At 61.7% G+C, this 10823-nt stretch carries 11 protein-coding genes; 4 read left to right on the top strand and 7 right to left on the bottom strand.

Annotation, left to right across the window (positions count from 1 at the left end; translation table 11 throughout):
• Nucleotides 1–16: 16 nt before the first annotated feature.
• From AB3X96_RS36730 to AB3X96_RS36740, 3 genes are all read right to left on the bottom strand, one after another.
• Nucleotides 17–484: a CBS domain-containing protein gene (locus tag AB3X96_RS36730; protein WP_368593568.1), complete on the bottom strand. Its 468-nt coding sequence runs from the start codon at nucleotides 482–484 to the stop codon at nucleotides 17–19.
• A 437-nt stretch (nucleotides 485–921) separates the two neighbouring features.
• Nucleotides 922–1365, bottom strand: coding sequence for a hypothetical protein (locus AB3X96_RS36735; protein WP_368593569.1), 444 nt, complete (start codon nucleotides 1363–1365; stop codon nucleotides 922–924).
• Nucleotides 1362–1856 carry a LysR family transcriptional regulator gene (locus AB3X96_RS36740; protein ID WP_368593570.1) on the bottom strand — a complete coding sequence of 165 codons (495 nt, stop codon included), beginning with the start codon at nucleotides 1854–1856 and terminating at the stop codon, nucleotides 1362–1364. Before AB3X96_RS36740 ends, AB3X96_RS36735 begins: the two co-directional genes overlap by 4 nt.
• Before the next feature lie 169 nt (nucleotides 1857–2025).
• On the opposite strand from AB3X96_RS36740, the gene AB3X96_RS36745 reads away from it, so the two are divergent.
• The 3 genes from AB3X96_RS36745 to AB3X96_RS36755 are packed head-to-tail and all read left to right on the top strand — an operon-like array spanning nucleotide 2026 to nucleotide 5808.
• On the top strand, nucleotides 2026–3864 hold the full coding sequence (locus tag AB3X96_RS36745; RefSeq protein ID WP_368593571.1) for an assimilatory sulfite reductase (NADPH) flavoprotein subunit: 1839 nt from the start codon (nucleotides 2026–2028) through the stop codon (nucleotides 3862–3864).
• An 8-nt stretch (nucleotides 3865–3872) separates the two neighbouring features.
• A complete protein-coding gene (locus tag AB3X96_RS36750) occupies nucleotides 3873–5606 on the top strand; it encodes an NADPH-dependent assimilatory sulfite reductase hemoprotein subunit (RefSeq protein ID WP_368593572.1) in 1734 nt (577 codons plus the stop codon).
• Between the two features lie 4 nt (nucleotides 5607–5610).
• Nucleotides 5611–5808 carry a DUF2945 domain-containing protein gene (locus AB3X96_RS36755; RefSeq protein ID WP_368593573.1) on the top strand — a complete coding sequence of 66 codons (198 nt, stop codon included), beginning with the start codon at nucleotides 5611–5613 and terminating at the stop codon, nucleotides 5806–5808.
• Between the two features lie 113 nt (nucleotides 5809–5921).
• Here the strand turns inward: AB3X96_RS36755 and AB3X96_RS36760 are convergent, their stop codons facing one another.
• The 4 genes from AB3X96_RS36760 to AB3X96_RS36775 form a co-directional block, all read right to left on the bottom strand.
• Nucleotides 5922–6821 (bottom strand): NAD-dependent epimerase/dehydratase family protein, encoded by a 900-nt coding sequence (locus AB3X96_RS36760; RefSeq protein WP_368593574.1) that lies wholly within the window; start codon nucleotides 6819–6821, stop codon nucleotides 5922–5924.
• 100 nt (nucleotides 6822–6921) lie between these two features.
• Nucleotides 6922–7278, bottom strand: coding sequence for an STAS/SEC14 domain-containing protein (locus tag AB3X96_RS36765; RefSeq protein ID WP_176111246.1), 357 nt, complete (start codon nucleotides 7276–7278; stop codon nucleotides 6922–6924).
• A gap of 170 nt (nucleotides 7279–7448) precedes the next feature.
• Nucleotides 7449–8975 carry a glycosyltransferase family 39 protein gene (locus AB3X96_RS36770; protein ID WP_368593575.1) on the bottom strand — a complete coding sequence of 509 codons (1527 nt, stop codon included), beginning with the start codon at nucleotides 8973–8975 and terminating at the stop codon, nucleotides 7449–7451.
• A 355-nt stretch (nucleotides 8976–9330) separates the two neighbouring features.
• Complete coding sequence (locus tag AB3X96_RS36775; RefSeq protein WP_368593576.1) at nucleotides 9331–10209, bottom strand: ATP-grasp fold amidoligase family protein; 879 nt, start codon at nucleotides 10207–10209, stop codon at nucleotides 9331–9333.
• Between the two features lie 223 nt (nucleotides 10210–10432).
• On the opposite strand from AB3X96_RS36775, the gene AB3X96_RS36780 reads away from it, so the two are divergent.
• On the top strand, nucleotides 10433–10594 hold the full coding sequence (locus AB3X96_RS36780) for a hypothetical protein (RefSeq protein ID WP_368593577.1): 162 nt from the start codon (nucleotides 10433–10435) through the stop codon (nucleotides 10592–10594).
• Nucleotides 10595–10823 lie beyond the last annotated feature (229 nt).

The raw sequence follows: 10823 nt of genomic DNA on the forward strand, positions 1-10823 counted from the left end.
ATTCGAGCGCGACTGTCTAGTAGGCGCCGCCGGTATCGATGGTCAGATGGAGCATGTCGTCCTCGAGAACCCGGATGAAATGCTCGTCCTCCTGCAGGAGTTCCTCCAGCACGTCACTGTTGGAAAGCACGCCGATGACGCGCCCCGATTCGATAACAGGCAGGTGCCGGATCCGCTTCGTGTGCATCGACGCGAGGCATTGATCGCAGGTATGCTCGGGCGTCACATAAAACACCTGAGTGGTCATGATGTCGCCAACCTTGGTGTCGGCGGCGTTGCGGCCGAGCACGTCGACTTTGCGCGCGTAGTCGCGCTGGGACAGCACGCCAACCAGATTGCTGCCTTGCAGCACCAGCACCGTCGTCACATCCTCGTCGGCCATTAGCTGCAGCGCGCTGAGCACCGTGTCGTCGGGTCCGACCGAAACCAGCTCCCGCGGGTTCGCGGACAGAATTTGCCGTGCTGTCTTCCTCTCCTTTTTCATGAGCGCCTCCACACAGAAAGGGGAGCAGGTGCTGACTCCGCCTGATCAAAGCGAAATCGGAATACGATCGTTCAGGTCCAGCCAGGTCTGGCGATCTTTTTTGTTTTCGTTGAATTGCAGTGTAGGTCGCTTGATCTGCGCCGAACGAACATTTTCCGTTCCGGCTTATGTGGAAGAGTGCGGTTGACGCGGAACGAGGGGTGCGGCGACTTTCACATTCGCTCGCTCAGGTGAATGTCGATGGGATCTCTATTGCCTTTCGGTTTTTGCGAATGATTGGCCGCAAATAGACTCGCAGACCTTCGCTCGATATTGCGATTGACTGGAGTCCACTCGCGACAGCAATAGCGACGTCATAGCGATTGGAGAAGTTGTCTTTTGTGGCTGGTTTAATCCTACGTTCAGGTTGAACATTTCGGTCGAACCTACAGGCGCCGTCACCGCTGTGACACGGATTCGCCCCGATCCGTCCGCCGCGTGCTACCGCGAACGGTCGGCCGTGAGCCCACTTCCTGGTCCGCGCGCGGTTCGTCATACGCAGTGGCGACGGCCCGCAGCCCCTGCCGGACACGGTCGATCACGTTGCCTTCCTGTCGTCTCGCGTACACCACGTAGGCCGACCATGAGAATTCCGGCGCGCCCGTGACGAGGCGCAGACGGCCGTCCCGCAAAAACGGCTCGGCGGTGCCGATGCGAAAGTAGCCCGATCCGCCAACTGACAGCAGATAAGTCAGCGCCAACGGTCCGAGCGAAATGGACACAGGTGGACTACCGAGTTCAGGGAAGGCCGCCTGATGGTTTGCCTGAAAGCTCGGCCCCCAGTCGACATAGACATACTGGGCGGGCTCCATCGCGCCATCTGGCGCGCTCGTCACCATCACCAGCTTTTCTTCGACGAGCAGTTCCGAAACCAGGTCAGGACGTTGCGGAGGTTGTAAAGAACAGCGATGTCGAGCGATCCTTCATGCACACGGTCGAGCAAACGCATCGGACTGTCGACCTCCGCGCGCAGGGCGATCTGCGGGCATTCGCGATGCATCCAGATGAGCCAGTCGGCGAGGAGCGGATGCCACAGGCTGAGTTCGCCGCCCAGACTGACACCCTCTTCGCGTCCAGGCGGGAGCGCCACATGCTGACGAGCTTGTTCCCACACCTGCACGAGGGTCGTTGCATGCCGGACGAAGCGTTCCCCAGCCGTCGTCAGACGGGCGCCAGCCTTGTTGCGCACGAACAGCCGGCGTCCCAGCTGTTCCTCCAGGGTGCGGATGCGCGCGCGCACTGCCGTCCGCGTCAGGTGCAAACGCTCCGCGGCCGATATGAAGCTGCCACTTGCCGAGACTTCGAGAAAGGTGCGAGCTAGCGTGATATCCATCGTTTTAGATCAAAATTTTTGCTTTCAATTGCATTGATAATCCATTTGCCTGTGGATAACCGGTGCCGGAAAATGGTTGTTGGTTCATCACCACGCTGACCTGTCGAGGCCCGCGCGACACGCTCACGCGGACACCCCGGGGCAGCGTACGTCTGGAGTCGATAGAGACATGGCTGTTGCGGAATTTCGGGACCCGGGGCTGACCGAGGCCCAGTGGGAACACATCAAGGCCCTCACGACCTCGCTCGACTCCCGGCAACTCGTCTGGGTCAGCGGATATCTGGCGGGGTTCGATCAAGCCAGCGCACTGCGAGCCGAAGCGCGCGCCCCGGCTGCGGAAGCCGACCTCGGCGGCACTTCGGCACGCCGGCTCGCCGTGCTCTACGGCAGCGAAACCGGCAACAGCGCGGCGCTCGCCCGCACGCTCGCCGAGCAGGCGGCGCAACGCGGTCTCGTCGCATCGCTGCATGACATGGCGAGCTACAAGGTTCGCCAGTTGAAGGACGAGCAGGATGTCCTCGTAGTCGTGAGCACCTATGGCGAGGGCGATCCGCCGCAGTCAGCCACCGACTTCTTCGAGTTCATCGAAGGACGCAAGGCGCCGAAGCTCGGCGGCATGCGTTTTGCCGTGCTGGCGTTGGGAGACTCGACCTATGAACACTATTGCGAGGCGGGCAAGCGGCTCGACCGCCGTTTCGAGGAGCTCGGCGCCGAGCGCCTCGCGCAGAGGGTCGATTGTGACGTCGATTACGAAGAACCGGCGAACGCCTGGATCGAGCAGACCCTTGCGCTTCTGGGCAGCAATTTATCCGCAGGCGGTCATCCGCCCAGCGCCGAGCCGCGCGCGCCCGCAGGCGCGTTGCCGCAACGGCGGGCCGCCATCGACAGGCAACATCCATTTCACGCCCGCGTCATTGAAAACATTGCGCTGACGGGGCGTGGATCATCGAAGGAAACCCGGCATATCGAGCTGTCGCTCGAAGGCTCGGGCCTTAGCTTCGAACCGGGCGACGCGTTGGGCGTGGTGCCTATGAATGACCCATCAGTAGTTCGCGCGGTACTGCAGGAACTCGATCTCGATGACTCGCAAGCCGTCGACGTGAAGGGCAACGACACCACACTCGGCGATGCGCTCGGCGCGGGCTTCGAAGTCACTGCGCTCACGCCACGCTTTCTCGAGCATTGGGCACGGCTTTCCGGTGCGGCAGAGCTCGAACGTCTCGTCGACAACGCGCATGCGGGCGAGCGAACCGCCTACATGCGCGGTCACCACATCATCGACGTGCTCCGGCGGTTTCCCGTCAAGGGCATCGACCCGCAACACTTCCTCGCTGCGCTAAGACCTTTGCAGCCGCGCCTCTATTCGATTGCATCGAGCCTCGCCGCGGCACCCGATGAAGTGCACCTGACCGTTTCGGCGCTGCGCTACGAACTGCACGGCGAACCGCGCGCAGGCGTAGCGTCGGGCCAATTGTCCGAGCGCATCGAGCTCGATGCTCAATTGCCTGTGTACATACACCGGAATTCGAACTTCCGGCTGCCCGGAGGCGACGTGCCGATCATCATGATCGGCGCCGGCACCGGCATTGCGCCGTTTCGCGCCTTCATGCAGGAACGCGAAGCACGCGGGGCCAACGGACGGTCGTGGCTTTTCTTCGGTGAACGCAACTTCCGCACCGACTTTCTCTATCAGACGGAGTGGCAACGGCTGCTGAAAGAGAACGCGTTGACTCGGATGGACGTTGCCTTCTCGCGAGACCGGCGCATCAACGGCGAAGGCAAGACCTACGTGCAGCACCGGATGCAGGCGCAGGGCCATGACCTTTTCGCGTGGCTGGAAGAAGGCGCGCACCTGTACGTCTGCGGCGATGCAAGCCGCCTCGCGCCCGATGTCCATCACACGCTTCTCGAGATCATCGGCAGCGAGGGCGCGCTCGATACCGAATGCGCGCAAGCGTACCTTCAACAGCTTCAACGTGACGGGCGCTACCAGCGCGATGTCTACTGAGCGACATGATGAGCAACCCACATACCGAACCGGATCGCAGCCGCGACCTGTCACAGCCCGTCGAACGCTTGAGCGCGGACGAACGTCTGAAGGCCGCGAGCGACCAGTTGCGCGGCACGATAGGCGCAAGCCTGGCCGATCCGCTGACGGGCGCCGTAGCCGATACCGACACGAAGCTGCTGAAATTCCACGGCATCTATCAGCAGGACGACCGCGATTTGCGCGACGAGCGCCGGCGGCAAAAGCTAGAACCGGCGTTTCAGTTCATGATTCGCGTGCGGATGCCAGGTGGCGTCTGCACGCCTGCGCAATGGCTCAAACTCGACGAGCTCGCGCGTGCGAACGGCGGCGAAACACTGCGGCTGACGACGCGGCAAACGGTCCAATTCCATTGGGTGCTCAAGGACGACCTGCGACCCCTCATCCAGGGCCTGCGCGAAGCGCAGCTCGATACGATCTCTGCCTGCGGCGACGACGCCCGCGGCGTGATGTGCTCGATCAATCCGCATCTGTCGTCACTCCATGCCGCTGTCTATGACCTCGCACGCCGCGCCAGCGACCAGGCGATTCCACGCATGCACGCTTATCGCGAGACCTGGTATGGCGAGACACGCATCGAGGGCCCGGAACCCGAGGAGCCGTTCTACGGCAAGACCTACATGCCGCGCAAGTTCAAGATTGGCTTCGCGGTTCCACCCGTCAACGACATCGATGTCTACACACAGGACCTCGGATTTATCGCCATTGCCGAGCACGGCGAACTGAAGGGATTCAACGTCGCGATCGGCGGCGGAATGGGCCGCAGCGATCAATCGGCGGCGACCTATCCGCGGCTCGCCGACGTAGTCGGCTTCGTCACGCCGGATCAGGTGCTTGCCACCTGCGAAGCCGTGATGAGCGTTCAGCGCGATTACGGCGACCGCAAGGAACGCGCGCACGCGCGCTTCAAGTACACGATCGACGATCTCGGTCTCGACTGGGTCAAAGCCGAGATCGAGCGGCGGCTAGGCTTCGCACTCGGAGATGCGCAACGGTTTGGCTTTACAACCAACGGCGACGCACTGGGCTGGCAGACGGGCGACGACGGCGCGCATCACCTGACGCTATTCATCGAGAACGGCCGCCTGAGCAACGGGCCGGACCATGCGCTGCTCGACGGTCTGCGTGCAATCGCGCGCGTGCACGTCGGCACGTTTCGCCTGACGCCAAATCAGAACATCGTGATTGCTCAGGTGGCCGACGCGAACCGCGAGCAAATCGAGCGGCTCGCCGAAGAACACGGCCTGCTCGCTCACGTTCGTGACAGCGCGTTGCGCCTGAACTCGATGGCCTGCGTGGCGATGCCGACCTGTGGTCTGGCGATGGCCGAAAGCGAGCGCTACCTGCCGTCTCTCGTGACGAAGATCGAAGCCTTGCTCGAAAAGCACGGGCTGACGGATGTCCCGATCACGATGCGCATGAGCGGGTGCCCGAACGGTTGCTCGCGGCCCTATATCGCAGAGATCGGACTGTCGGGACGCGCGCCGGGCAAGTACAACCTTTATCTCGGTGGCGGCTTTCACGGGGAAAGACTCAATCGGCTGTATCGCGAGAACGTCGGCGAACAGACGATCCTCGAGTCGCTCGACACGACGCTCGGCCATTTCGCCAGCGAACGCGTCGAGCACGAGCACTTCGGTGACTTCGTCATTCGCGCAGGTTATGTCGATGCCGTGACCTCGGGCCGCGATTTCAACCGTTGATCAAGTGTATTGCACGGTCGTTACGTGGAACACTGCGCAAGGCGTGACGACAGGCACGATCGTCCGCAAGATCATCAGGGATACGGAACTGGACGGTGTCAGCGCGTCGAAGGACGACCCCCATTACGAGGTCGAAAGCGAGAAAAGCGGTCAGCATGCGGTGCATCGGGCGGACAGTCTGGAGAAGGTGCACAAGCACTGATCCGCGCGGGATCGAGAAACGACGCCATTGCACCGGGCCGCGTCGTTGCAAGGTGGGCCATCGAGACTCGCACGGCATGATCGGGCCGGCAGGGTACCGGCCCGCCATGCCTGCTAGGCGATCTTCTTCGCTTCGTCGCGCCAGTAGTGTTGCTGTTTCCACCCAAGAAGGCGCTTGAGTTTCTCATTGCTGAGCAGAGTCTCGAACTCGCCGAGTTGCTTTCTGAGCGGCACGCCCGGGTAGTAGCGCCGAAGCAGTTCCGCTGTGGGTACGTCGGACGATACGTCGTCGGCCGCGACGTTCATGACCTGAAAGCCGAGGCCATCCTTTTCGATGGCGAGCCGGCACGCGCTCGCGAGATCGCGGCCGTCGATATAGCTCCACGCAATCCTCTTGCGCAGTGCCGGGTCTTTGAGCCACTCCGGAAACTTCGCGTAGTCGCTGGGTTCGAGCACATTGCCGATACGCAAGCAGTAAATGTCGGAGCCGGTGCGCGCGTGAAACGCCTTCGCCGTCACTTCGTTGATCACCTTGGACGTCGCGTAGCTGTCCATCGGGTCCACCGGATATTGCTCGTCGAGCGGGAAGTATTCCGGACTGCGGTCGCGGTGCGCGAACACGATGCCGTAGGTGGTCTCGCTCGATGCCACGATCACCTTGCGGATGCCAAGCTTCGACGCCGCGTCGAGGATGTTGTACGTGCCCATCACGTTGATTCGGTAAACCTCGTTGTCGGGCGTGATCATGATGCGAGGGATCGCCGCGAAATGAACGATCGCGTCGATCGGCTTGGGTTCGAGGTCGTTGGCGAACTCCCCCGGCGCCGTGCTCGATGCCAGCGCATTGAATACCTGGCCCGCATCGGTGATGTCCGTAATCAACGTGCGCGCGGTGCGCGCTGCCATCGGCACGCGATCGACGTTCATCACCTCGTAGCCGTGCTCGATCAGGTCCTGGACGACCCATTTCCCGGCCAGGCCGCTGCCGCCGGTCACAATCACTCGCTTCGTCATGTGCTCCTCTTCTCCTGTTGTCCTTCTTGTTCCGGTGGCGCTGCGTGTCCCTGATGCGGCAGTGCTGGTCTCTGCTCAATGCGTTCGGCTGAGACGACGTTCAGGCGTTGATCCAGGCTCGCGCCTGTTCCAACTCGTTGACGCGAAACGCCTTCATTTCGGCCTTTGTAAAGAACCGCGCCAAATGCATCGACGCGTGAATCCAGCCCGCGTCGGCCACCACGGCGGCGCGCGTGACTTTGCGGGCGACGGAGACGCCGAGCGTCAGATCGGTCCACAGCGCCTTCGGTTCGATGCCGCTGAAATGCTCGATGCGTTCAAGCACGCGGGTCTTACCGTTCAGTTCAAGATCACCACGCATGCGCTCGATGGCTTCGCGCAGTTCGTGGTCGGTGATTTTGCCTTCGACGGTTATTTCGATGACCGGTGAATCGGGTACGGTGTGATACACGATCATGGCAGGACCCCCTGGCGAGAGAGACGTTACACGCTCAGGCACAGATGAACCTGGCGTCCGATGGTGTGCTCATGGTACCTCTTTCCATATGCCCGGTTGGGTTGCGAGCGTATTGCCATCGGGATCGACGACGAGCGGTTGGCCCCGGTCCGGCGTGATCGGCGCGTGGTTCACGACTGCGGCACGATCACGAACAGCTGGTAGGGACGCGCGGGCAACTCCTGTCCCCATGCGGTCTTGCCCACCTCGAGCGCAACCGGCGCTGCATGGCTTAGCGACGATGCAGTCGCGATGCAGTCCGAGTCGTCGCCACGGCACACGATCAGCGTACCCTGGCGCGCGAAATCGGCGGGTGTGATCCTGGGCGTTGCCGCCGGCCAGTGGAGATCCCAGAAGCGGGCGCGGCCGCCGTCATAGAACACCATCGAAGCGGCCTCATGCGTCGAGCCCGCCACGATCGACAGCGGCCGGCTGGTGCGTTCGTGCCACACCGCCTGCGCGGCCGCCGCGAGTTCCGCGCGCGGCTCGGCCGCGTCGTCGGTATTGCGCCGCGCCCCCGTGTAGCCGACCACTGCCGACACCGCGAGCACCAGCGCCCAGTACACCGCCATCGCGCGTATCGCGCGCCGCGGCGCGAACTCGACGCGGGCCTGCGCAAGCACGGCAAGCCAGAGCGGCACGATCGCGAACCACTGCGCCATGCCCCAGACCGAGGCCATCTGCGTCTTGCCGGTCACGGACAGCACGCCCACGGCGAACAGCGGCCCCAGCGCGAGCCACCAGAGATCCGGGTGCGACGCGGGCCGAACGACGCTCAGCGCCATCAGCCGCGCAGTCCCGCGGGTGCGCACCATCAATAGCACGAAAACGAAACTGAGCGCGAGATAGCCGATCTGCGCGAGCGTGTAGATGCCAAAGCGTCCGACCGCGGCGAGCAGGGTGCCGCCGGTGCGTTGCGCGGCATACTCGAGCGTCGGGAAATGATTGACCATCATCCAGTGGACGTGCGGGGCCAGCACGGCGACGCCGGCCGCCACCGCGAGCAGCGAATCGACGCTCACGAGGCGCGCACGCCATGCGGGGCGCGCGAGCAATGCCAGCAACAGCCCGAGCAGCAGCACGATCGTGAAGTACTTGCCCAGCACCGCAAGCGCCGCGCACGCCCCGAGACCGAGCGCCGCGCCGCTGCGCGCGAGGCGGCTGCCCGGTTGCACGTAGCGGACGAAAAAGTAGGCGGTCCACGGCCAGACCGACAACAGGATCGAGTTCGGATTGAATTTGATGGCGAGATTCGAGTAAAGCGGCGATACCGCCATCGCAAGTCCGGCGAAGATCGCGATCTGGCGCGGCACGAAGCGGCCGGCGAGCGCGACGATCCCGGCCAGGCCGACCAGCACGTTCACCGCCGACAGCGCGAAATACGCGAGATCTGTATGCGGGAACACGCTGAACCAGGCCGCTGCGACCCACGACGAAAGCGGCGGGTGTTTTGCGTAACCGGCCTGCCACTCGATGCCCCAGACGTAGGTCTCGACCATGTCGCCCTGGATGTCCAGATTGCCGCGCGCGAGCCAGGCGGCGAGAGTCCAGACGACTGCGTGGAAGGGTAGCAGCCAGCCGAGTGATGCGATGCCTGCGGCGGCAGGTTGGTCGGAGGCCGAGGCGAGCGACGGAGGATTCGAAAGCTGGGTCGACATTGAGCGTGATGGTCTGGGTGCCGCCGTACCGGGCGGCGTTTTTAGCCCGGCATTGTAATATGAGCTTATGGAACAAGTGGGCGAAACTGACAGACCACCCGGCAACCCATGGCGCCGATCGAGTTACAAAGGCTTGAGGGAGGAAGGACGCCCGCGGCGAAAATTGGCCCGTGAAGGGGGCGCGTCCATCGACTAACAGAGCTGAATGCCGCTAATGGGCCTGGCAGTCACAGCCGCCCGCCAGGCGAATGAAGAGGAACGCCGTCACGACCATCAGCTGCCGCGCATCTTCGGCAGCCGGGTGACCGTTGTACCAGCCGGAGATCAGGGCGCGGTTCCGGCTAGCGCACATACATCATGTCAGAAGACGTCCCCATTCATAATCGACACGATCAGGTAGCATGGGACTTACGCCGGCCCCGGGCGTAAAAGTGAGTTCGCCGAAGAACACCCGGTCAGATGGTGAGTACAGGTCGACGCGTACATAATCGAAACCCTCGGACAAATGCGCCGCCGTATCAAGCAACAACTCCAGATTGTTCGGCCGCGGTGCCGGTCTCGTGCTGCGAACGTAGGGAGCGAACTCGAGGTCGATACGGTTCCATTGTGCGTCGTATGTGTCGCCGCGCGTATTACTTCCGAAACGGTCTGAGATCACGAAGATAAACATCACAGGTCGCCCCGATCCGTTCGCAAAGCAGTGAACCTTGTAGTCGGCTGGAATCATGCCGTGCTCGTCGAGCAGCAGACTCTCGAAGTAAATGCGTGGCTGAATTCCTCGGTAGTGCCGTTCCCGCGCATTTCTGTAGAAATTGGTGGATAGCCATTGGCTGGCGAGATGCTGGAGATGTTCGAAACTCTGCTGCGACTTGTCCCGGACGATTTCTACAAAATTGTTTCCATGATTTGCCTTCATGACAAAGGAATTCGGCAACATGTCGAAAATATTCTGCGTAAAGTCCGAGGGTGCGGAGATGATGGGGATTAGGTATTTCTCACCGATCTTTTCTCTGACGTAATCGCGCACGGTCAGTTTGTCGGTCAATGCGCTGTATCGCGAGTCCGGCCGCAAGCAACGTAGCAGGATTTTCTCGTTGTAGGTTGTGGGGCGAAATAGTTTAGGGAAGCGCCCGATACGCTTCCAGTGTAGCAAGCTGAGGAAAACCGCATCGGGAAGAAGCTGTTTCGCGTTGTCTTTCGTCCATTGAACAATGGATTGGGACGGGTAGGTCATTACACGTCTCCCAACAATGACTACGCACGGGTATCAACATTCCTGAAGCTGCGACTGAAGAAGTTCGATGCAGGCAGCAGAGGTTATGATCATTCGGCAAGAAGCGAACGTCAAGAGCGGTGCCGCCGCATGTAGTAGCTATTGATATGCAGCAAATCCGCTCAGTGCCAATAATCAGAAGTAATGGGCCGCTGACCTTGTTTCCTGACCGGATGTGTTCGCAATGACCGTCATGAACGCGCTTGAAGTGGAAGGTACCGTGCGCATGTGTATCGTCGCCTTGATCAACGACTACGCGTCGAGCATGCGCGCAACTCGCCTTCGCAACGATCTGCGCTCTGCAGACAGAATGGGCGAGCGGCTGGTTACAGTGACGGATGGTTGAATGCGTGCAGTCGGCGATAAAACGTCATTGGCTCGCACCGTTGCTCCGACATTCAGACATCGGCTTCGCTGCAAGCGGCCTTTTTATTCGCTACGAAGAGCGCTTAGGAACGGGTGAGAAATAACTTCTCGAAGTGACCCTGGCCGGTGCAAAGCGACGCTGGTAAGATGCGGTCATTCTGGAGGACAGACGATGCAGGCTGGTTACCGGGCTGAGATTGAAACGCGGA

Origin of the sequence: Paraburkholderia sp. BR13439 (assembly GCF_040948805.1) — a bacterium.
Taxonomy (GTDB): Bacteria; Pseudomonadota; Gammaproteobacteria; order Burkholderiales; family Burkholderiaceae; genus Paraburkholderia; species Paraburkholderia youngii.